The organism is Pseudarthrobacter adonitolis (assembly GCF_055412845.1).
Map to the genome: position 1 here is coordinate 26,997 of NZ_JBVAYW010000009.1, position 22,130 is coordinate 49,126.

A 22,130-nucleotide genomic window follows, 5' to 3' on the forward strand; every position below is an offset into this window, starting at 1 on the left:
GGGGTACCATAAAGAGCATGTCAAGACCCTATGCAGACGTCGGCCGCACCGGCCAGAAACGCCGCACCCTCGATGCGCTGGTTGCTGCGGCGCGCCAGCTTGTCGCGGATGGCGCCACGCCTACAGTGGACGATGCTGCGCTGGTCGCCGGGGTCGCCCGCAGCACCGCGTACCGGTACTTCCCGGGGCGGCGGGAGCTGCTGGCTGCCGCCCATCCGGAAACCGCCGCTACGTCGTTGCTGCCCGAAAATCCGCCGGCCGACGTCGCGGAGCGGCTAGCCGCGGTGGTTGCCCAATTCACCAGGATGATTCTCGAAACCGAAGCGCAGCAGCGGACCATGTTGAGGCTCTCCCTGGAGCAGACCACCGACGAACGCCGAAGCCTGCCCCTGCGCCAAGGCAGGGCGATCGCGTGGATCGCCGAGGCGCTGTCGCCGCTCCAGGGGCTGATGGCGGAGAAGGACATCCACCGGCTGGTCCTAGCTATCCGCAGCGCCACCGGCATTGAATCGCTGGTCTGGCTGACGGACATCGGCGGCCTGAGCAGGGAAGAGGCGGTCGCTTCTATGCGGTGGACTGCCGATGCACTCCTGAAGCAGGCGCTGCTGGACGGATCTCCGGATGGCGGCTGACACGTCCGCCCCACTGCGCCGGAATATGACGCGGCTCTTGGTCATGAGGGGGTTCCACGCCGCTGATCGAACTGGGCAAAGGTCCCGGCGGGGCCGGCCAGGGTGCTCGCCAAGCTTTAGTTCGCAAACCCCACCGGGAGCATGAAGGACCGGATGGCCGTGGCGGCGATCAGAGGAGCCGAAGCCCGCGGTGATCTCACCCCCGGCGATACGGTCGTCGATTACACCGCCGGGACAACTGGCATCTCGCTCGCCCTGGTCTGCGCAGCCAAGGGCTACGGGCTCCATCGGACGCGTTCAGTGACGAGAAACGCCGCACCATGGAGGCGCCGGGGGCAACCGTTGAGGACGTGCCCAGCGACCACGGACGGATTACGGAGCGGCTGATCAAGGCGATGATCGCCCGGGCGGGTGACCTGAGCGCGCAGCCAGGCCATTGGGCTTGCGACCAGCTCAACAACCGCGACGCCATCACGGGTTACCTTGCATTGGGCCAGGAAATCTGGCAACAGTCGTACGGCCGGGTCGACGCTTTAGTGCAGTTCGTCGGCACCGCCCACTCGATCGGCACGGCGCGTGCCCTTCGCGCCCACCTTCCCGGGCTGGAGGGTCGTCGCCGTCGAGCCCGCCGAGTCTGCCGCACTCTCCGGGGGCCGACGGGCTCCCACCGGATTGAGGGGACCGGCATCGGCTTTATTCCCCCGCTTTGGGAGCCCGAGCAAGTTGACGCGATTGAACGGGTCTCATCCGACGAAGCGACGGCGATGAGCCGGCGGCTCGCGCGCGAGGAAGGCATCTTCGCCGGCACCTCCTCCGGAGGAAATGTCGTTGCCGCGCTGCGCGTGGCCGAACAGCTCGGTCCAGACGCAACCGTTGTCACCGTTACGGTCGACTCCGGCTTTCGCTATCTCAGCACCGGTCTTTACGGGCAGTAGCCAGGCTTCGCATCACGCGGCCGCAACACCGGAATCCCATCGTTCCGGCGCACCCTTGTTCTGGTCCGAACATCTTCTTAAACTCTGGAATAGGCCGGCAGGCGGCCGATTCCGCTGATTTTCTTGAGGAGACTGCAATGGCGCTTAACTTTGGAGTACTGGCACTGGTCGAGGCCAAGCCGGGGAAGGAGCAGGACGTCTGGGACTTCCTCAGCGGAGGACGTGACATCGTGGCCACCGAGCCGGGCACTAAGACCTGGTACGCCTTCCGCGTCGACGAAAAGACCTTCGGCATCTTTGACACCTTCGAGACCGAGGAAGCGCGGCAGGACCATCTCAACGGTGCCATCCCGACGGCGCTCGGCGAACACGGCCCAAGCCTCTTGGCGAAGGATCCCAACATTCGGCTGATCGAGCTCATAGCCGTGAAGTAGACCCGCGCCGGAACTCCACAGAATGTGACGCCCCGTTACCTTACGTGAACTGGTGTTTCCGCTGCCGTTGTTGGTGAAACTGCGCGGCCCTACCGTTGATTCATGGCAATTCAGGATATATACCCCACGGCACTGCGGCTGCTCGGCCGCCCCGTGTTGGTGGTGGGCGGCGGCCCCGTGGCTGCCCGCCGCGCCAAGGGCCTGCTCGACGCCGGTGCGCAGGTCACCGTCGTCGCTCCCGTTGCCTCCGCCGCGCTCCGCGAACTGGCCGACGCCGGCCTGCTCACCTGGGAGCCGCGCCCTTACTTTCCGTCCGACGTCGACGGCGTCTGGTTCGTCCAGACGGCCACCGGCGATCCCGCCGTGGACACCCAGGTGTCGGCCGACGCCGAGGCGCAGCGCATCTGGTGTGTCAACGCCTCCGACCACGAAGCCTCAGCCGCGTGGACGCCCGCCGTCGCCGTGGTGGATGACGTGCAGATCGCCGTGAACGCCGGGGGAGACCCGCGCCGCGCCATGGCCCTGCGTGACGCCGTGGCCACAGCCCTGGAAACCGGGGACCTCCCGCTGCGTCGCCGCCGTGCGTCTGCGGGCTCCGTTGCCCTGGTGGGCGGCGGGCCCGGCGACACCGGCCTCATCACCGTCCGCGGACGCCGGCTCTTGGGCCAGGCCGACGTCGTGGTGGCCGACCGCCTCGGCCCGCGCGAATTGCTCAACGAACTGGCCCCCGACGTCCGCGTCATTGAGGTCGGCAAGACCCCCGGCCACCATCCCGTCCCGCAGGCCGACATCAACCGTATCCTCGTCGACGAGGCGCTCGCCGGGCACCGCGTGGTCCGGCTCAAGGGCGGCGACCCGTACGTCCTGGGCCGCGGCGGCGAAGAAGCCGAATACTGCCGGCAGCACGGCGTCGAGGTCGAAGTGGTCTCCGGCGTCACGTCCGCGATCTCTGTCCCCGCCGCCGCCGGCATCCCCGTGACCCACCGCGGCCTGGCCAAGGGCTTCAGCGTGGTCACCGGCCATGAGGAGCTGTCCGAGGTCCCCGCCCGGGCAGATCACACCATCGTCCTGCTGATGGGCGTGGCCGCACTTCGCGACTCCGCCGCGGCCCTGGCGGGCGCCGGTTTGCCTCTGGACACTCCAGTTGGCATCGTTGAGAACGGCTATCTGCCGAATCAGCGCGTGACCATCGGCACGCTCGGTTCCATCGCCGACCAGGCGGAAGCCACCGGCGTCGCAAATCCTGCCGTGATTGTGATCGGCGACGTTGTCCGCGTCAGCCCGTTCGCGCCGTCGCACCTCAAGACAGCGGACTACAGCACCACCACCCCGAACAGCCCACGCACCACCGCAAGAGCCCTCATCACCTAGCCCCACCCCACGTTCTAACCCCCTGAAACCCATCGATTGCTCCGCAACTGCCCTTATGAAGGCTCAAAAGGGCACCTACGGAGCAATCGATGCAGAAGATAAAGGAACACAGCCGTGTCATCAAGCACCTCCGTAGGATCTGCCGAGCGTCCGCTGCGCGTTGCCGTTGTGGGCTCCGGCCCGGCCGGCGTCTACGCCGCGGACATCCTCACCAAGAGCGAAGCCGTCAAGAGCGGCGAGCTGACCGTGAGCATCGACCTCTTTGACCGTTACCCGGCACCCTACGGCCTGATCCGCTACGGCGTGGCCCCGGACCACCCGCGCATCAAGGGCATCGTCAATGCCCTGCACAAGGTCCTTGACCGCGGCGACATCCGCTTCTTCGGCAACGTGGACTACGGAACCGACATCTCCATCGAGGACCTCCGCACGCACTACGACGCCGTCATCTTCGCCACCGGCGCCATCAAGGACGCGGACCTGAACATCCCGGGCATCGAGCTGGACGGCTCCTACGGCGGCGCGGACTTCGTCTCCTGGTATGACGGCCACCCCGACGTTTCCCGCGAATGGCCTCTGGACGCCACGGAAATCGCCGTGATCGGCAACGGCAATGTGGCCCTGGACGTGGCCCGTGTCCTGTCCAAGCACGCCGACGATCTGCTGGTCTCCGAAATCCCGGACAACGTCTACGCCGGCCTGAAGAACTCGCCCGTCACCGACGTGCACGTCTTCGGCCGCCGCGGCCCGGCCCAGGTGAAGTTCACCCCGCTGGAGCTCCGCGAGCTGTCCCACTCCAAGGACGTGGACATCATCCTCTACGCCGAGGACTTCGAGTTCGATGAGGAATCGGACCGCCTGATCCAGAGCAACAACCAAGTCAAGACCATGGTGGGCACGCTCACCAACTGGATCGCCGAGCAGCCTGAGGACCTCTCCGAGCTCACGGCATCCCGCCGCCTGCACCTGCACTTCCTGCACAGCCCGGTTGAGATCTATGACGACGCCGCGACGCCGGGCAGGGTCGCCGGCATGAAGTTCGAGCGCACCGAGCTGGACGGCACGGGCAACGCCCGCGGCACCGGCGAGTTCGTGGACTACCCGGTCCAGGCCGTATACCGCTCGATCGGCTACTTCGGCTCGGCGCTGCCGGAGATCGAGTTCGACCACAAGAAGGGCGTGGTACCGAACGACGGCGGCCGCGTCCTGGATGCCGCCGGCACCCACGTGCCGGGTATCTACGCCACCGGCTGGATCAAGCGCGGACCGGTCGGCCTCATCGGCCACACCAAGGGCGACGCCCTCGAGACCGTGACGTACCTGCTGGAGGACCGCGAAAACCTTCCGGTCGCCGCTGTCCCCGCGGCGGACGCTGTCGTCGAACTCCTCGACGCGCGTGGCGTGAAGTTCACTAGCTGGGAAGGCTGGCTGGCGCTGGATGCGCACGAGCTCGCGCTCGGTGCCGCGGCCACGGAGGCCGGCGGATCGCACGGAGTTGAGGTCAAGCGTGAGCGCATCAAGGTGGTGCCGCGGGAGGACATGGTTGCCATCTCCCGCGACGGTGTGGCAGCCAACGTCTAGTCCGAACCAGTTCACCGGACTACAGCGCGAACTGGCAGCTAATGACCGCAAACCGCAAGTTTGAGGTCATTAGCTGCCGGTTCGCGCTTCCTTTTTCAGCAGCCGAGCCTAGCTCCCCGCGCCGCCCGCGACCATCAGCTCCAGGCGCTGGAGCGTTTCACGGTTGCGCACGCCGATCAGCGGATCGCGCAGCGCCTTGGGGACCAGCTTGCCCGGTCCGCGGATGGCGTCCTCGGCGATTGAAACCCGGCACTGTGTTCCCAAATCCTCCAGCGTGATCACCACTTTGGCCTCGCCCAGCGGCCAGCCGCGCGCCACGAGTTCCAGGGAGCGACCGGGCTCGACGGCGGACACCCGGGTGCTGTCGTTGATCACCAGCGGCCAGGCGCCCACGGAGTGATGAAGCCGCGAACCGGCTTCAGGCCAGTGTGCGTCGACGGCGCGGATGCGTGAGGCGCCCACTACCCAGCCGGAGTAAAGCCAACCGTCGGCGATCACCTTCCAGACGTCGTCGGCTGAGGAATTGAACAGTTGGCTCACGGTTGACATGGCTTCCTTCCCTTGATGGTTACATCCTGCCAAAGCGGGCACGGACCAGCGCGAACAAGCCGTAGCAGATGAAGCCCACCCCGATCGCGACAAGCAGGTACGGGCCGAACGGATGGTCGCGGAGTGCCTTCAGGCTGCCGTCCAGACCGGTGGACTCTTCGGGACTCTGCTTCCCGGCGGCGATAACAAACAGCAACCCGGCCAGGTTCAGGGCGATTCCCTTAGCCACGTGCCCGGAGACGCCGAGGGTGTCGATGAGCCTGCCGCGGCGGGTGCCCTCGAACCGGAAGAGTTCTTCTTTGAACCCGCGCCGCAGCCCCTTCACCACAAAGTAGACGCCGACGCCCATGGTGGTCAGGCCGACCGCCACCAGCACGGGCAGCCCGAACGGCGTATCCAGGAGGGCGGTGCTGACATCCCGGGTGGTGTCTCCCGAGTCCCCGCGAAATCCCACGGCGAACCCGGCAAAGCTGAGCCCCACGCTGCCATAGACAATGGTCAGGCATCCTGACGAGATCAGTTTTCCCAAGCGCTGGGCGCGGGGAAGATGCCGGGCGCGGAGGGTGGCCTCACTCAGCTGCCACAACGCCAGACCGGTGCACGCCACCACACACGACCACAGCACGGCCGGTCCCCAGGGGTTGGCGCCCAGCTGCTCGATGGCACCGGTGGCTTCCGCCTGTCCCGGCTGACCGAAGGCCAGGGTGATGGCAATCGCGCCAACAATGATGTGGAGCAGGGCCATCACGGCGAATCCGGAGCGCGCCACAACGTCCAGCGCCTTGGTGTCTGACGCTTCCTCGACGGCATCCGCCGCCTCGCTGATGCTGGATTCCCCGTGTGCCATGGCTTAGCCGTTCATCGGTCCCTCTGCGTGCAGCTTTCCCGCGCCCGGGCCTTCAACGTGGACCGTGCATCGGACCACCAGCTTGCCCGGAGCGTGATCCAGCTCCACGAGGCTGTCATTCGCACTCAGTGATGTGAAGACCTCAGAGCCGTTGACCACTGCAACGCCCTTGGCCTCAGCCGCTTCCCTGGCGTTATCCAAGGCTTCCTTCTCAAGGTCTGCGACGTACGTACCGTCATCTTCACGGGCGGGGTCTCCGAATGCCCAGCCGAATATAGTCCCTGTTTCCATGCCGTCGATATTACGCGTTTCGGCTGTACAAGTCGGGGTTCCGTAACGTAGTAAGTGTGCTTACCATGGTGTGACCGTGATCCTGATGGGACATGGACACCAAAGACCGCACCAGCGGCATTCCGGTACCAGTTTCGACGTGAGGAAAACACATCATGGCAGGAAATCTTGTTGCCCGGTCCGTTCACGACCTGACCGCTGCGGCTTGGTTCGGCGGTTCGCTGATGGGTGCAATAGGGCTGAACGGCGCGGCTGCGGAAGCCAAAGACCCGGCTGAACGTACGCGGCTCTCCAGCGCGGGCTGGATGAAATGGGCGCCCCTCCAGACCGTGGCATTCGCCTCGCACCTGGTGGCCGATCTCGCCATTGCCTGGGAGAACAAAGGGCGCGTCGCCAAGCAGGACGGCGTGGCCCGGGACACGGTGATCAAGACGGCCGTGACCGTGGCCGGCGCCGCCGTGACACTGTACGCCGGCATCCTCGGCAAGAAGGTGGACAAGCTCGCGGACCAGGGCGGTGAGGGTGCCACCGAGCCCAGGGCGGGGGCCTCCGACGAGCTGAAGTCGGCGCAGCAGCAGCTCAAGTTGCTGCAGTGGGCCATTCCGGCCTTCGCTGGCGCCGTGATCATCCTTGGTGCCAAGCACGGCGAGATGCAGCGACCCAAGAACGTGTTCCAAGGACTCCGCTCCTAGCACCTTGCCGGAGCACCAGCAGTAAACGCACGACGACGGTCCGGCACTTTGGTTCCGGACCGTCGCCGCGCGCGTGCGCGGGAGAGGGGAAACCTCCTGTGCACAGTCACGCAGAACCGGTCTGGGGACACGCGAATTCGCGCCTCCCCAAGCCGGTTCGGTGTCCCCAATCTGATTCCGTGTCCTCAGTCCGGATCAGATGGGCTGGGTGTTGGGCGGCGGGAGGTCCGGATTCATGTCCTCGAGGTGTGGATCCTCAGCGGTCCACACCTGGAGGACAGCCCAGATAACGGCCGCCATGGGGACGGACAGGACTGCGCCGATGATGCCGGCCAGAATGGTTCCTGCCGTCAATGCCATCAGGATCACCAAGGCGTGGAGCTGGAGTGATTTGCCCATCACGATCGGCTGCAGGAGGTCACCCTCCAGCTGGTTCACGGCGACTACCACGGCCACGACAATCAGCGCCACCACCGGACCGTTGGCCACAAGGGCCACCAGAGCCGCGAGGATGCCTGCAACCGTGGCGCCCACCAGCGGGATAAACGCGGTCATAAAGATGATGATGGCCAGCGGGAAGGCGAGCGGAACCTGGAGGATCAGGAGCGCCGCGCCGATGGCCACGGCATCAACCAGGGCCACGATGGCGGTGCCGCGGACGTAACCGCCCAGGACCTCGAGGGTGCGGCTGCCCGCTCGGCGGAGTTTTGCTTCCCGGTGTCCGCTGAAGGGCCGCAGGAAGAAGTTCCAGATCTTGGCGCCGTCCTTGAGGAAGAAGAACAGGATGACCACCGTCAGCGCGCTACCGGCCAAGAACTCCGTCACCACGGACAGTCCGGTGATGGCACCGGAACGGACCTGGCTGCTGGTCGCGAACTGGATGATGCCCTCCCGCGCCTGGTTCAGCTGCTCCTGATCGATGGGCACGGGACCGTTGAGCAGGAACTGCTCCAGTTCGTCCAGTCCCGAGGCTGCCTGCTGCGCCAGTTCGGCCCACTGGCTCCGGACGGAGAAGTAGATGACCGTGCCGACTCCGGCCAGCAGGAGCAGGAGGGCCACGAACGCCACCCCCGTCGCTGCGGCACCCGGCAGCCCGCGGCGTCGGAGCAGGTTCACGAACGGGCTGATGGCCGCGGCAAGGATGAGCGCGATCAAGACTGGGACGACCAGGAGCTTGACCTGCATCAGCGCGTACACAGAGACCACAGCCACCGCCAGGATCAGCAGGACCTGGGCAGAGCGGATTCCAACCCTTCCCAGTCCGTCGGTCCAGAGTCCGGCGGGCGGCTTCCGCGCCCGCTGCTTCCCTGGGGTTGCTTCGCTCAGGGCCTCTTCCCGCGGTGCCTCACTGCCCGGGGTCTCGTCGTGCATGGCGTGGTGGGTTGCTCGTGACATGGAAACTCCTCGTCATCGGCGGGCACCCAGGATGGGGGTGGCACCCGGGCTTGACTACTACGTCGGATAGTAAGCCTACTGATGGGGTTGGCCTGCGGCGAACCCCATCACGGGCGAAGGGCCCAGGAACCTCGGACAAGGAACCCCTGCCCAGGAACCCCGGACGGGGAATCTCGCCCTACGCCCGCAGCCACTCCGCGCAGGTGCTCAGGTTCTGGTTGACGCTGGCCACCGCGGCGGCGGCGTCGTGCGCCTCGATCGCGTCCACCAGGGCGCCGTGACCCTCGTGCGTAAGACCGTCCAGCCGGCCCTTGCGCTGCTGCTTGAGCAGGTCCTGGTGGAACACGTCACCGAAACTAACGTAGAGCTCGTGCAGCAGCGGGTTCCCGGTGGCCTGGGCAACGCGCGCGTGGAAGTCCCAATCGGCCCGGGCCCAACCTTCGAAGTCTGCGGCGTTCCAGGCGACTTCCCGGGTGGCGAGCACGGCACGCAGGGCGGCGACGTCGTCGGCCGTTGCATTTCGGGCGGCGAGGCGGGCCGCCTGCGTGTCCAGGCCCAGCCTGACCTCGAGGATGTGTTCGTCCGTATGGTCCTGGTACATGCGCCGGGCGGCGCCGGACATCTCGCTGGTGGCGCGGACGTAGGTGCCGTCGCCGCGCCGGACCTCCAGCATCCCGCTGTGGGCCAGGGCCTTGATGGCTTCGCGCAATGTGCCCCGCGAGACGCCCAGGCCCTGCATCAGTTCCGGTTCAGAGGGGATGCGCTGGTCCAGCGGCCATTCGCCGGACTGGATCATCTGCCGCAGCTTGGCGGTGACTTCGGCTGCGAGTGGCTGGCGGTATGAGGTGCTTAGGGTCATGGCGTCCTACTTCTTCAGGCCGGACAAGGGGGCACGCGAAATGAGATGAGCCACCGCCACTTGGACCACGGCGAGGCCGAGCAGCAGTGCGAGGGGAAGAGTCCAGCTGCCAGTACCGCTGAACAGCAGCCCGGCACCGAAGGGGCCGGCCGTGGCCAGCAGGTAGCCGGTGGACTGCGCCAGGGTGGACAGGGCAGTGGTCTCGGCGGTGCTCGTCCCGCTCCGGCTGATCATCACCATTACCAGCGGGAAAATTCCCAGGCCGAAGCCGAGCAGGACGGTTGGAATGACGGCCAGGCCCACCGGCAGGAACAGCAGCGACGCCAGGCCGGCCACCATGGTGATGCTGACCAGATACAGCGCTGGCCGGAGCATCCGGGGCCGAGAGCCGATGGCGAGGAGCACCATGCCAGCCGGTACGGAGACCAGCTGCATGAGCCCGTACATCAGGCCGCTGTCAGCTGAGCTGATGCCCATGCTGATCAACATCGACGGGAACCAGCTGATGAGCGAGTACGCGAGCAGCGCCTGGAGAGCGAAGATGGCCGTGAGTAGCTGGCCCTTCCGGGTGCGGAGAAGAGGCCATGGGGAGATGCGGGCAGCAGTGTTCCGGACGCTGTTGCGGTGCGCATGCAGAACAACGGGCAGGAAGCCCAGGAAGGCGGCCACGGCCAGGAATCCGATCGCGCCGACCGCGGCCGACGGTGAGCCGAGCGTCAACGCCAGCGGGACGACGGCGACCGCGGTGACGGTGGCGCCCGTGGTCATGGTGACGGTGTAGAGGGCCGTCATCGCTGAGGTGCGGTGGGCAAAATGCTCGCGGATGAACGACGGCATGGCCACATTGCAGACCGCCAGGCCGGACATCCCCACCACGGTGCCCGCCACCAGCATGCCGGTTGCCGGGATCCCTCGGAGCAGCAGTCCGCCGGCCAGGAATCCGAGCGCCAGCAGGATTGCCTTCTCAACGCCCAGCCGTCCGGTCAGCCATGACGTCGCGGCCCCCGCCACCGCAAAACAGAGCGTAGGGATGGACGGGATGATCGCCGCCACCAGTGGCCCGAAGCCAAGGACTTGCTGAAAATCATGGAGGAGGGCAGACGCGGCTGCAATCCCCGCCCGCAGGTTCAGCCCGATCAGCACCAGCGCAATGACTCCGAATACGACGGCGGTGCGCGGCTTGGGCGGCGCTTCGGACAGCGTCGGGGCCTTGGACGGGGCAACAGTCATGTCTTTACGTTAGACGTTAGACGTTTGATGTCTAGGGTTCTGTGGTGAACCTCTCCCGGCTATTAATATTGCGGGCATAGACTCGGGCCACAGGAGTTCAGCCCCGGGCTCGTAAGAACTCGACCAGTAGGATCTGGCGCCCATCAATGTGGAAGGACGGCCGGACATGGCTTCGCAGGCAGTTGAGGTCGAAAAGAAGTACGACGTCGGTCAGCACGCCGAGGTGCCGTCGCTTGCGGAGATCCCCGAGGTGGCCCGTGTGGGGGAGCCTCACGTGGACACCCTGGAAGCGGTGTACTTCGACACGGAAAGCCACACGCTCGCCTCCCGCGATATCACCCTTCGCCGCCGCACGGGCGGAGTCGACGCCGGCTGGCACCTGAAGCTGACCGCGGAGGGTCCCCGGACCGGGGGCCATAAGCCGGACCCACTGGGGTCCCCGTCCGGCAGCTCCGGTTCGGAACCCCAGCGGCGCCGCGAGCTGCGCGCCCCGCTGGGCCAGTCCGGCGTCGTGCCTAACAGCCTGTTGGCGCACGTGTTGGTATACCTCCGCGGCGAGGATGCCGCCCCGGTGGTCCGGCTGGAAACCCGGCGCACCACTTATCCGTTGTACGGCGAGGACGGTGTCCACCTGGCTGACCTGGCGGATGACCTTGTCAGCGCAGAGCTGCTCGGCGCTGCCGGCGGCGGGGCCGCGCACGACGGCGGGGCCGCGCCCGACGGGGAGGCCCGGACACAGCAGTGGCGCGAATGGGAGCTCGAGCTGGTGCACGGGAGTCCTGACCTGATCTCGGCCGCGGCGGAATTCCTGGCCGCTGCCGGGGCCCGCCCGGCCAAGCACGGCTCCAAGCTGGCAAAGGTTTTGGCCCTGCCGGTTGCGGAGTCCGGTGCCGCCGCCGGGCCAAAAAGTCCTGGCAAGAAGGGGCCGGTGTCGGACCTCCTGACCGCCTACCTGGCTGCACAGATCCGCCAGATCCTGGCGCACGATCCCGGCGTCCGCCTGGAGGAACCCGAGGCGGTGCACGATCTGCGTTCGGCCACCCGCAGGGCCCGGTCCGCGCTCGCAGCGTACCGCCGCCAATACAGCGCCGTGGCCGTGCGGCGCCTCCGGGACGAACTGAAGTGGCTCGGCCGGGTGTTGGGAAGACCGCGCGACGCTGAAGTCATGCTGGATCGCCTGCGCGGGCACACGGCCGAACTACCCCCCGGCCTGGCCTCGGCGGTGAAGGGCCAGCTGGACGATGAACTCGGCAAGAGACTGAACAGTGCCTACCGGAAACTCCAGAAGGCGCTGCTTTCCGAACGGTACTTCAGGCTCCTGGATGACCTGGAAGCCTTCCGTGACCACCCGCCGGTCCGGCCGGAAGGGGCAGCGCCGGCCCGCAAGGTGGCCGCCAAGCTGGTGGCCAAGGCCGCCAAAAGGCTGGAGCGTGCAGCCCGGGTGGCCAAGCGCTCACGCCGGGGAGCGGAGCACGAGACAGCCCTGCACGAGGTGCGCAAGGCCGCCAAACGGCTGCGGCACGTGGCGGAGTCCGTGGGACCCGTGCACGGCAAACCCGCTGCGAAAATTGCCAAGGCCGCCCATCGCCAGCAGAAGATCCTCGGCGATTTCCACGACGGCGTTGTGGCCCGGGACCTGCTGGCCAAGCTGGCCCCGGCGCCGGACCTGTCCGAGACCGTCGCGTCGGCCTATGTCACGCTCCATACCCGGCAGGTGCAGCTCGCGGCCGACGCCGAGGCCGAGTACCGCAAGGAACGCAAAAGGTCCCGCAAGGTCCTCCGGGGGAAGGTCCTTTAGGGCGGCCGGGCCTACCTGGCCTGCCGCGCTCCGAGCCGCGACACGGCGAGCGCCAACCACAGCTGCACACGGTCCGCCGTGACCGAAGGATCGTAGCCGGTCAGCTCGGTGATCTGCGCCAGCCGGTACCGCACGGTGTTCCGGTGCAGGGTCCGGGCTTCGGCGACGGCGGCCACGGAACCGTTGTTGTTCAGGTAGCTTTCCAGGGTAGCCACCAGTTCCGCGCCGTGGGCGGCGTCGAAGGCGCGCAGCGGGTTCAGCGACTCGTGGGCCATGTCGGCCAGGGGAACGTCTTCGCTGGCCAGCAACAGGGAGGTCAGGCTCAGGCGTTCCGGTTCGTTCACTGGCAGTCCGTGGCTGGCCGCATCGCGCGCCTCGAAGTAGCTCCAGCGCAGGCCGTTCGGCTTGGTGTACGCGCCGCCGATCCCGATCGTCGCGTGGATCCCGGCCTCAGCCAGGTGGTCGCTGAGGCTCCGGGCCAGCGTAGGTGCCGCGCCGCCGTCGTCGTTAATCACCACCACCAGGTCCTTCCCGACGACGGCGGCCACCGCGTTCTCCAACGACTGCGGTACTGAGGTGCTCACCAGTGCCTTGTGATGGGCGGCCGACACGGCCAGCAGCACCACGTTTTTGCGCGTGCTGTTCAGGCCCACGCCGGCGAGCCGCCGCTGCGCCTCGCTGGTCTCCAGGGAGCCGTGGATGACGTCCTCGAGCACCTGGCCGCACAGGGCGCGCCGGGCCTGCCGCTGCTTGACCATGTTGTTCAGCTCCACGCTGATCAGATTCTGGGCGTAGCCGATGATGCCGGAATCCTCGAACGGCTGGCGGACCCACAGCGTGCAGGCATCCCTGCGGCCAGTGGGGATTGGGTAGGACGCCCACGTGTCCGCAGCGGGGTGGTCTGTGGCGCTGTTGTACAGGTGGGCGGCGAACTGCGTGAGGGCAATGTCGGTCCGCAGCATGCCGCCCAGGTGCTTCAGGAGCTCGGCCAGGCCGCCGCCGGTCAGCAGCGCACGGGCCAGGACCTGGTGCCCGGCGATCAGCCGTTCCAGCTTGGCGTAGTGGTCCGCGGACTGGGCGTCCGCCACGAGCTTGCCGATCGCGATGAACGGGGTCTCGTATGGGACCTGCACCATCGGCAGCCCCCACCGGTTGGCCTCGGCGATCATGGCCGACGGGACTGCCTCGTGCGACAGGCCGATGCCGAACCCGATGCCCACCGCCCCGGCGCGCTGGACCTGACGGACAAACCGGCGCTGCTCCGGCGCGGATTTCAGGCGCAATCCGGTGGTGAGCACCAGTTCGCCGCCGTTGATGAACCGCTGCGGATCCTCAAGCTCCGTCACTGCAACCCAGTTGATGTCCTGGTGCCACGTGGTCTCGGCGAGGCCTGCCTTGGACAGATTCAGGGTCTTCACACCAAGGAGCGCAGCGAGGGAAATGGCCATGGTTCAAGCATAGGCAGACGCTGGTCAATCGCACTAAACATTTCATCCAAGGGTGTGCAGGTGGCTATTCCCTGCGAAGGGGCGCTGGCATAGGCTCAAAGCAGTCACATCCATCCGCTTCGCAGCTGATGTTCCCTATGAAAGAGGTTGTACACCGTGGTTCAAACCTTGCAGAACTTCATCAACGGTGAGTTTGTCACGCCCGCCGGCACCGGCCTGCTGGACATCGTCAACCCCACCAACGGCGAGGTGGTGGCCCAGGCGCCCGTCTCAGGCCAGGCCGATGTTGATGCCGCCATGACCGCGGCCAAGGATGCCTTCAAGACGTGGAAGCACGTCACCCCCGGGCAGCGCCAGCTTATGCTGCTCAAGCTCGCCGACGCCATCGAAGCCCACAGCGACGAACTCGTTGAAGCCCAGCACCGCAACACCGGCCAGGTCCGCTCCCTGATCGCGTCCGAGGAAGTTGCCGCCGGCGCCGACCAGCTCCGCTTCTTCGCCGGTGCCGCCCGCATCCTGGAAGGCAAGTCAGCCGGCGAGTACTTCGAAGGCCACACCTCCTACGTGCGCCGCGAACCCATCGGTGTGGTGGCCCAGGTGGCACCCTGGAACTACCCCTTCCTGATGGCCATCTGGAAGATCGGCCCCGCGCTCGCGGCCGGCAACACCGTGGTCCTCAAGCCGTCCGACACCACCCCCGAGTCCACCCTGGTGCTGGCCCGCCTGGCCGGCGATATCCTGCCCGCCGGCGTGCTGAACGTGGTGCTGGGAACCGGTGAAACCGGCGCCATGATGGTGGAGCACAAGGTCCCCGGACTAGTCTCCATCACCGGCTCCGTCCGCGCCGGCATCGCCGTGGCCTCAGGCGCCGCGAGGGGCCTCAAGCGCGCCCACCTGGAGCTCGGCGGCAAGGCCCCGGCCATCGTGTTCAAGGACGCCGACATCAAAAAGAGCGCCGCGGCCATCGCCGAATTCGCCTTCTTCAACGCCGGCCAGGACTGCACAGCCATCACCCGCGTGCTGGTCCAAGACGAGGTGCACGACGACGTAGTGGCAGCCATGGTGGAGCACACCAAGACCCTGCATACCGGCTCGCAGGACGACGAGGACAACTACTTCGGGCCGTTGAACAACGTGAACCACTTCAACGCGGTGACCTCGGTTGTTGAGCACCTGCCGGCAAACTGCAAGATCGAGACCGGCGGGCACCGCGCGGGGGACAAGGGCTTCTTCTTCGAGCCCACCATTGTCACCGGGGCCAAGCAGAGCGACGACATCGTCCAGAAGGAAACCTTCGGCCCCGTCATCACGGTGCAGAAGTTCAGCACCGAGGACGAGGCCGTGGAGCTGGCCAACGACGTCGACTTTGCCCTCGCTTCGAGCGTCTGGACCACCGACCACGGCACGGCCATGCGCGTCAGCCGCGACCTGGACTTCGGCGCGGTCTGGATCAACACCCACATCCTCCTTACCGCCGAAATGCCCCACGGCGGCTTCAAGCAGTCCGGCTACGGCAAGGACCTCTCCATGTACGGCGTCGAGGACTACACGCGCATCAAGCACGTGATGAGCGCACTCGACGCCTAGCAACTCTCCCGGTGGTCGAGCCTCCCCACCGGCGCGCCCTAACCTCGCTCCGCTTCGGCCAGGGAACCCTGCCGGCGTGGCCCCATTCAGTAAAGAAAGGCCCCCCATGAGCACCACAGCAAGTGAAATCACCTTCCGCCTGGAACAGAAGCGCCGCGTCCAGGCCGACTTCCCGGGCCCCAAGTCCATCGCCCTGACCGAGCGCCGCAAGGCAGTGGTAGCCGCCGGTGTCGCGTCCGCCGTTCCCGTCTACGTTGCGGACGCCGACGGCGGCATCATCCACGACGTCGACGGCAACTCCTTCATCGACCTCGGCTCGGGCATCGCGGTGACCAGCGTCGGCGCCTCGGATCCGGCCGTCGTCGGGGCCGTGAAGGAAGCCGTGGAGCACTTCACCCACACCTGCTTTATGGTCACCCCGTACGAAAGCTACGTGGCCCTGGCCGAGCAGCTCAACCGCCTGACCCCGGGCGACCACGAGAAGCGGACGGTGCTGTTCAACTCCGGCGCCGAGGCTGTGGAGAACGCCGTCAAGGTGGCCCGCCTCGCCACGGGACGTGACGCCGTCGTCGCCTTTGACCACGCCTACCACGGCCGCACCAACCTGACCATGGCGCTGACCGCGAAGGCGATGCCGTACAAGACCAACTTCGGCCCGTTCGCGCCCGAGGTCTACCGCATGCCGATGAGCTACCCGTTCCGCGAGGAAAACCCGGAGATCACCGGTGCCGAGGCTGCCAAGCGTGCCATCACCATGATCGAGAAGCAGATCGGCGGCGACCAGGTGGCCGCGATCATCATCGAACCGATTCAGGGCGAGGGCGGCTTCATTGTCCCCGCCGAGGGCTTCCTCCCCGCGCTGGCGGCCTGGGCCAAGGCCAACGGTGTGGTGTTCATCGCCGACGAGGTCCAGTCCGGCTTCTGCCGCACCGGCGAATGGTTCGCGGTAGACCACGAGGGTGTTGTCCCGGACATCATCACCATGGCCAAGGGCATCGCCGGCGGCATGCCCTTGTCCGCGATCACCGGCCGCGCGGACCTGCTCGACGCCGTCCACCCGGGCGGCCTCGGCGGCACCTACGGCGGCAACCCGGTTGCGTGCGCCGCCGCGCTGGCCGCGATCGGCTCCATGGAGGAATACAACCTCGCCGGACGTGCGCGCCACATCGAGCAGCTCGCTACGGGACGCCTGCAGGAACTGCAGGCCGAACTGGCCGGCAGCGGGAAGTCCGTGATCGGCGACATCCGCGGCCGCGGCGCGATGCTGGCCGTCGAACTGGTCCAGGTCGGCTCCACGGAACCCAACCCCGAGCTGACCAAGGCTGTGGCCGCTGCCTGCCTCAAGGAGGGTGTCATCATCCTCACCTGCGGCACCTACGGCAACGTCATCCGCCTGCTCCCCCCGCTGGTCATCACCGACGACCTGCTGAACGACGGCCTGGACGTCCTGGCTGTAGCCATCAAGGCCAACGCCTAGGACCCACCCACCACGTAGTTAGCGCCACGTAAAACCACAGCGCGAACTGGCAGCTGATGACCTCAAATCCGGGATTTGACGTCATTAGCTGCCAGTTCGCGCTCGTTTTATGAGGTGCGTGCGAGTTTCCTGGCCACGGAGTTCTTGCGGGTGGCGCGGAGCATATCGACGGTCAGCACCAGCAGGGCCAGCCACACCACACCGAAGCCGATCCAGCGGCTGGCGGTCATGGCTTCCTGGAACACCACCAGCGCCACGATGAACTGGAGCACCGGGGCGACGTACTGAAGCAGCCCGATGGTGGTCATGGGCAGCCGGCGGGCCGACGCGCCGAAGAACAACAGCGGCACCGCGGTGATCACGCCGGAGGCCACCAGGAGCCAGAAGTGCCCGGGGCCCTGGCTGGCCAGGGTGGCCGAGCCGGTGACACCAAGGAACACCATCGTGGCGGCCGCGATCGGTGCCAGCACGATGGTTTCCACGCTGAGGCTGGTCACCGCATCCGCCTTCGGGCCAACGCGCTTCTTCACAAACCCGTACAGGCCAAAGCTGAAGGCCAGCGTCAGGGCGATCCAGGGCAGTTTGCCGTAGCTCACCGTGAGTACGCCCACCGCTACAAAACCGATTCCGACGGCGGCCCACTGGAGGGGGCGCAGCTTCTCCTTCAGGACGAACACACCCAGGAGGACCGAGATCAGGGGGTTGATGAAGTAGCCCAGCGCGGCTTCGACGGCCTGGCCGGTGGTCACGCCATAGGTATAAGTCAGCCAGTTCACGGCAATGAGTGCGGCCGCGATGGCGAGGGTGCCGAACACCGAACGGTCGCGAAACGCTGCGGCTAGCGCACGCCAGGACCGGGTGACCGTGATCAGGAGGACGCAGAAGAGCAGCGACCACACGACGCGGTTGGCCACGATCTCCACCGCACCGGCGGGCATCAGCGCGAAGAAGTACAGGGGGAGCAGCCCCCACAACCCGTACGCGCCGAAGCCGAACAGGACTCCCGGCGTCGTCTCCTTGTCTACAGCCTTGAGGCCTGCTGGCGCGGTGGCAGCGGTCTTGGGTAAGGAGGTGGTTTCAGGGGGAGTAGGCACCTAACCAATAACACCAGTTGATGGACGCGTATTCCAGTCAAAAGTGAGTACGCGTTCCTCCATGGAACCGAGGAACCCGCAGGATGCCGCCGCGGGAGGCTCCGCCGCAGCAACGGAAACGGCCGCGGCTACCGTCGCGTGCGCGCCGGGACGGGCTTCAGCTACCGGGAGGCTGGAAAGCATCGGCATCCCGCCGGCCTGGACCGACGTCTGGATTGCGCCCTTCGACAACGGGCACATCCAGGCAACGGACCTCGATGCGATGGGCCGGCGGCAGTACATCTACCACCCCGAATGGCGCGAGCGGAAGGACCGGGTGAATTCGACCGCGCCCTGCAGCTGGCGGAGTCGCTGCCCACGACCCGGTGGTTGGTCACCCTGGACCTGCGCAGCGACGGTTTGAGCCGCGAACGCGTCCTTGCGGCGGCTTTCCGGATGCTGGACAGCGGATCCCTCCGCGTGGGATCAGAGCGGTACACCAACGAGAACGGCAGCCGCGGCCTGGCCACGCTCCTGTGTGGACGCTCAAGCGCCGCGGTGGAAATGCCAGGCTGCTGGCGTTCAAGGACGGCCGGACCTGGCGGCCGGTCACCCAGCGCGGACATCAATGCCTACGTCAAGGAGCGGACGGGCCTCGACTTCACCGCCAAGGACTTGCGGACGCTGCACGGGACCGGGGAGACCATCGACCCCAAACGCCTGGACTCCGCGGAAGCCGAACTGCGGGCGCTGCTGTACCGGGAAAGCGACGTGGTGCCGCTGCAACACATTTAGAATGGGGACATTGTGCGCAACTGCACTGTGCGCCTCCGTCGCAATCTCCTCGTTCCAGAAGGGCTCCCGGTGTCCAACCCAGGCGAAACCACCTCCAAGCGTCCACTCCGCGTCGCCATTGTGGGTGCGGGACCGGCAGGTGTCTATGCGGCGGACATCCTGACCAAGTCCAACGGCGTGAAGGACGGCGATTTTGAGGTCAGCATCGACCTTTTTGAGGCCTACCCCGCCCCGTACGGCCTGATCCGCTACGGCGTCGCGCCTGACCACCCGCGCATCAAGGGGATCGTGAACGCGCTGCACAAGGTCCTGGACCGGGGCGACATCCGCTTCCTGGGCAACGTCACCTACGGCCGTGACCTCACCCTCCATGACTTCCGCGCCTTCTACGACGCCGTCATTTTCTCCACGGGCGCCGTCAAGGACGCCGATCTGCCTGTCCCGGGCATCGACCTGGCCGGGTCGTTCGGCGGCGCCGACTTTGTGTCCTGGTACGACGGCCACCCCGATGTGCCCCGCGACTGGCCGCTCGATGCCAAGGAAATCGCGGTGATCGGCAACGGGAACGTGGCGCTGGACGTGGCCCGGATGCTGGTCAAGCACGCCGACGAGCTGCTCACCACCGAAATCCCGGACAACGTCTACCAAGGCCTGAAGAACTCGCCGGTCACCGACGTCCACGTTTTCGGCCGCCGTGGCCCGGCGCAGGTCAAGTTCACACCGCTGGAGCTGCGCGAGCTGAGCCACATGAAGGACGTGGACATTGTCCTGTACCCGGAGGACTTCGAGTTCGACGAAGCCTCCGACGACGCCATCCGGAGCAACAACCAGATCAAAACCATGGTGAACACGCTGACCAACTGGCTCGTGGAGGAGCACGCCGAATCGGAAGAACCGTCTTCACGCCGCCTGCACCTGCACTTCCTGCACAGCCCGGTTGAGGTCTACGGAAACCCCGACGACGGAGGGTCCGGCCAGGTGGCCGGCATCAAGTTTGAGCGCATGGAGCTCGACGGCACCGGCAACGTCAAGGGCACGGGCGAGTTTGTGGATTACCCCGTCCAGGCCGTGTACCGCGCCGTCGGCTACCACGGCTCGCCCCTGGATGAGCTGGAATACGATGCCAGGCGCGGAGTGGTCCCGAACGAGGGCGGCCGCGTGCTGGACGCCGCCGGCAACCCCGTCCCCGGAATCTACGCCACCGGCTGGATCAAGCGTGGACCGGTTGGCCTGATCGGGCACACCAAGGGTGACGCCCTGGAGACCATCGGCTTCCTGCTGGAGGACCGGCTGACGCTTCCTCCGGCGCAGAACCCGGACCCGCAGGCCATCATCGATCTCCTGCAGGAGCGCGGCATCGAGTTCACCACGTGGGAGGGCTGGATCAAGCTGGACGCGCACGAAGCAGCCCTCGGCGCCGCGTGGACGGAAGGCGAGGACGGCGCCGATGGGACCGCCGCCGTCGTGCGTGAACGCATCAAAGTGGTCCCGCGCGAGGAAATGATCAGCATCTCCCGCGCCTGACGCGCAAGAGGGTTGCCGCTGGAGGGTTAGCGACAGCGGCCATTAGACTTTGCAGGACCGAGGGGAGTTCGATGAGGAACCTGATCCTGCCGCCGGCGTCCGGCGGCGAAGCGACTGCGCTGGCCCAGCGTCATGCCCTGGCAGCCCACGAGCAGCTCGACGCCCAAGCGTTTCTGGGCACCCAGGAAATCCCCGGGCTGCGCCGGCTGATTCGGGAATCCTGGCAGCGGTCCGCCCGCTTGAAAGCCAACCCTGACAACCCCGAAGCGCCCCTTGCCCTGGACACTGACGAGCTCGAGGAATACCGGCGGCAGCACCCGCTGGCCAGCATCATGCCCGTGATCCACAAACTCCTGGTCCAGCCCAGCCACGACAGCGGCCTGCTCGTTGCCGTGGGTGATGAGGTGGGCCGGCTGCTCTGGGTGGAAGGGGATCCCGCCCTGCAACGCCGTGCCGAAGGCATGATGTTCGTCCCGGGTGCCGACTGGTCAGCGCGCCGGGAACTGCCCTGGCCCTGGGCCGCGGGATCCAGATTTCCGGGGCGGAGCATTACCAGCGGTCCGTGCACGCGTGGAGCTGCACGGCCGTCCCGTTCCATGATCCGGATTCCGGCGCGCTGCTGGGCGTTGTGGACATCACGGGCAAGGCCACCGCGGTGGCGCCCCACACCCTGTCGCTCGTCGAGGCGACCGTCGCTGCCGCTCAGGCGCAGCTTCGTGTTGAGCGGCTGCAGCTGGCGGCGACCCTTGCCAGCCGGCCGGCCCGACGGCGGAACGCCAGTTCGGCGGCCAGGTCGGATTCGGCGCGGGCCGGGGGAGCCGGCGGCGTGAAGGAAGGCAGCCTGTACCGCAACAGCCTCCAGCTTCTGGGCCGCGACCAGGCGTTGCTCAGCATCGAAGGCAGAACGGTGGCGCTGTCTGCCCGGCACAGTGAAATCCTCGCCTTGCTCAGCACCCACCCGGACGGGCTGAGCGCCGAGGAGCTCAGTGTCCTGCTCTACCCAGGCGACGGCCCAACCATGACTCTCCGTGCGGAAATGGTCCGGCTGCGCAAGATCCTCCAGCAGCTCAACCCGGCCGCCGTTCCGGAATCCCGGCCGTACAAACTCACCATGGATCTGGTCCCGGACAGCGGGCAGGTGCTGAACTGCCTGCAGCGCGGCGCCCACCGCATTGCGCTGGAAATCTACCGTGGCGCGATGCTCCCGCGCTCCGAAGCGCCGGGCATCATCGACCTCCGCGACAGGGTCTCCTCACTCATGCGCGAAGCGGTGCTGACGGACGGCAGTGCCGAGACGCTGCTCAAGTACGCGGCACTTCCGGAGGCGCGGGACGACGTCGACGTCCGGACTGCCGCCCTGAAGCTGCTGCCGCCGCGCTCGCCCAAGCGGGCCGCTGTCGTCGCGGACCTTGAGCGGCTGGAAGCTGAACTGAGCGCCTCCCCACCTGCCCCCTAACCTCGCAAGTCCGTCCCGGCTCCCTGCCCTCGCAAGCTCGGGCCGGGGCCCTCGCCGGCGCGGCTCTACGGCCAGGGAACCCGGCAGTCGTGGCCCCAGACTCAATCCCTGGTCGTGAGCTGGCTCACACCCGCGCAACCTGACTGCAACTCTCAC

18 protein-coding genes and 3 pseudogenes are annotated in these 22,130 nt (G+C 66.9%); 13 read left to right on the forward strand and 8 right to left on the reverse strand.

Going from position 1 to position 22,130, the window contains the following annotated elements:
• The first annotated feature begins 17 nt into the window (after nucleotides 1-17).
• From ACZYZ4_RS11280 to ACZYZ4_RS11305, 6 genes and pseudogenes are all read left to right on the forward strand, one after another.
• Nucleotides 18-632, forward strand: coding sequence for a TetR/AcrR family transcriptional regulator (locus ACZYZ4_RS11280; protein WP_463860888.1), 615 nt, complete (start codon nucleotides 18-20; stop codon nucleotides 630-632).
• A 135-nt stretch (nucleotides 633-767) separates the two neighbouring features.
• A pseudogene (locus ACZYZ4_RS11285) lies at nucleotides 768-908 on the forward strand (pyridoxal-phosphate dependent enzyme); the annotation flags it as partial.
• On the forward strand, nucleotides 893-1,567 hold the full coding sequence (locus tag ACZYZ4_RS11290) for a PLP-dependent cysteine synthase family protein (protein WP_463861023.1): 675 nt from the start codon (nucleotides 893-895) through the stop codon (nucleotides 1,565-1,567). The pseudogene ACZYZ4_RS11285 and the gene ACZYZ4_RS11290, both read left to right, overlap by 16 nt.
• 137 nt (nucleotides 1,568-1,704) lie before the next feature.
• A complete protein-coding gene (locus tag ACZYZ4_RS11295) occupies nucleotides 1,705-2,001 on the forward strand; it encodes a putative quinol monooxygenase (protein WP_463860890.1) in 297 nt (98 codons plus the stop codon).
• Between the two features lie 102 nt (nucleotides 2,002-2,103).
• A complete protein-coding gene (cobA, locus tag ACZYZ4_RS11300) occupies nucleotides 2,104-3,372 on the forward strand; it encodes a uroporphyrinogen-III C-methyltransferase (RefSeq protein ID WP_463860892.1) in 1,269 nt (422 codons plus the stop codon).
• A 114-nt stretch (nucleotides 3,373-3,486) separates the two neighbouring features.
• Nucleotides 3,487-4,953 (forward strand): FAD-dependent oxidoreductase, encoded by a 1,467-nt coding sequence (locus tag ACZYZ4_RS11305; RefSeq protein ID WP_463860894.1) that lies wholly within the window; start codon nucleotides 3,487-3,489, stop codon nucleotides 4,951-4,953.
• A gap of 108 nt (nucleotides 4,954-5,061) precedes the next feature.
• Here the strand turns inward: ACZYZ4_RS11305 and ACZYZ4_RS11310 are convergent, their stop codons facing one another.
• The 3 genes from ACZYZ4_RS11310 to ACZYZ4_RS11320 are packed head-to-tail and all read right to left on the reverse strand — an operon-like array spanning nucleotide 5,062 to nucleotide 6,640.
• Nucleotides 5,062-5,502, reverse strand: coding sequence for an SRPBCC family protein (locus tag ACZYZ4_RS11310; RefSeq protein WP_463860896.1), 441 nt, complete (start codon nucleotides 5,500-5,502; stop codon nucleotides 5,062-5,064).
• Between the two features lie 19 nt (nucleotides 5,503-5,521).
• Nucleotides 5,522-6,349 (reverse strand): DUF1206 domain-containing protein, encoded by an 828-nt coding sequence (locus tag ACZYZ4_RS11315; RefSeq protein ID WP_463860898.1) that lies wholly within the window; start codon nucleotides 6,347-6,349, stop codon nucleotides 5,522-5,524.
• Nucleotides 6,350-6,352: 3 nt separating this feature from the next.
• Complete coding sequence (locus ACZYZ4_RS11320) at nucleotides 6,353-6,640, reverse strand: hypothetical protein (protein WP_463860899.1); 288 nt, start codon at nucleotides 6,638-6,640, stop codon at nucleotides 6,353-6,355.
• A gap of 155 nt (nucleotides 6,641-6,795) precedes the next feature.
• On the opposite strand from ACZYZ4_RS11320, the gene ACZYZ4_RS11325 reads away from it, so the two are divergent.
• Nucleotides 6,796-7,332 (forward strand): hypothetical protein, encoded by a 537-nt coding sequence (locus ACZYZ4_RS11325; RefSeq protein WP_463860901.1) that lies wholly within the window; start codon nucleotides 6,796-6,798, stop codon nucleotides 7,330-7,332.
• Between the two features lie 195 nt (nucleotides 7,333-7,527).
• On the opposite strand, the gene ACZYZ4_RS11330 is transcribed toward ACZYZ4_RS11325, so the two are convergent.
• The 3 genes from ACZYZ4_RS11330 to ACZYZ4_RS11340 form a co-directional block, all read right to left on the reverse strand.
• Nucleotides 7,528-8,727: an AI-2E family transporter gene (locus ACZYZ4_RS11330; protein WP_463860903.1), complete on the reverse strand. Its 1,200-nt coding sequence runs from the start codon at nucleotides 8,725-8,727 to the stop codon at nucleotides 7,528-7,530.
• 178 nt (nucleotides 8,728-8,905) lie between these two features.
• On the reverse strand, nucleotides 8,906-9,586 hold the full coding sequence (locus tag ACZYZ4_RS11335; protein ID WP_463860905.1) for a FadR/GntR family transcriptional regulator: 681 nt from the start codon (nucleotides 9,584-9,586) through the stop codon (nucleotides 8,906-8,908).
• A 6-nt stretch (nucleotides 9,587-9,592) separates the two neighbouring features.
• A complete protein-coding gene (locus ACZYZ4_RS11340) occupies nucleotides 9,593-10,816 on the reverse strand; it encodes an MFS transporter (protein ID WP_463860907.1) in 1,224 nt (407 codons plus the stop codon).
• A 166-nt stretch (nucleotides 10,817-10,982) separates the two neighbouring features.
• Here ACZYZ4_RS11340 and ACZYZ4_RS11345 point away from each other — a divergent pair, with 166 nt between their 5' ends.
• On the forward strand, nucleotides 10,983-12,614 hold the full coding sequence (locus tag ACZYZ4_RS11345; protein ID WP_463860909.1) for a CYTH and CHAD domain-containing protein: 1,632 nt from the start codon (nucleotides 10,983-10,985) through the stop codon (nucleotides 12,612-12,614).
• An 11-nt stretch (nucleotides 12,615-12,625) separates the two neighbouring features.
• Here ACZYZ4_RS11345 and ACZYZ4_RS11350 read toward each other — a convergent pair whose 3' ends face one another.
• A complete protein-coding gene (locus ACZYZ4_RS11350) occupies nucleotides 12,626-14,062 on the reverse strand; it encodes a PucR family transcriptional regulator (protein WP_463860911.1) in 1,437 nt (478 codons plus the stop codon).
• Between the two features lie 156 nt (nucleotides 14,063-14,218).
• Between ACZYZ4_RS11350 and ACZYZ4_RS11355 the strand changes: the two genes are divergently transcribed.
• Nucleotides 14,219-15,649, forward strand: a complete 1,431-nt coding sequence (locus ACZYZ4_RS11355) for a gamma-aminobutyraldehyde dehydrogenase (RefSeq protein WP_463860913.1) — start codon at nucleotides 14,219-14,221, stop codon at nucleotides 15,647-15,649.
• 106 nt (nucleotides 15,650-15,755) lie between these two features.
• Nucleotides 15,756-17,126: a 4-aminobutyrate--2-oxoglutarate transaminase gene (gabT, locus tag ACZYZ4_RS11360; protein WP_463860915.1), complete on the forward strand. Its 1,371-nt coding sequence runs from the start codon at nucleotides 15,756-15,758 to the stop codon at nucleotides 17,124-17,126.
• Between the two features lie 107 nt (nucleotides 17,127-17,233).
• Here the strand turns inward: gabT and rarD are convergent, their stop codons facing one another.
• Nucleotides 17,234-18,220 carry an EamA family transporter RarD gene (gene rarD, locus ACZYZ4_RS11365; protein ID WP_463860916.1) on the reverse strand — a complete coding sequence of 329 codons (987 nt, stop codon included), beginning with the start codon at nucleotides 18,218-18,220 and terminating at the stop codon, nucleotides 17,234-17,236.
• Nucleotides 18,221-18,358: 138 nt separating this feature from the next.
• Between rarD and ACZYZ4_RS11370 the strand changes: the two are divergent.
• From ACZYZ4_RS11370 to ACZYZ4_RS11380, 3 genes and pseudogenes are all read left to right on the forward strand, one after another.
• A pseudogene (locus ACZYZ4_RS11370) lies at nucleotides 18,359-18,994 on the forward strand (DNA topoisomerase IB-related protein).
• A 69-nt stretch (nucleotides 18,995-19,063) separates the two neighbouring features.
• Nucleotides 19,064-20,518 carry an FAD-dependent oxidoreductase gene (locus tag ACZYZ4_RS11375; RefSeq protein WP_463860918.1) on the forward strand — a complete coding sequence of 485 codons (1,455 nt, stop codon included), beginning with the start codon at nucleotides 19,064-19,066 and terminating at the stop codon, nucleotides 20,516-20,518.
• Between the two features lie 71 nt (nucleotides 20,519-20,589).
• Nucleotides 20,590-21,974, forward strand: a pseudogene (locus ACZYZ4_RS11380) (helix-turn-helix domain-containing protein).
• Nucleotides 21,975-22,130 lie beyond the last annotated feature (156 nt).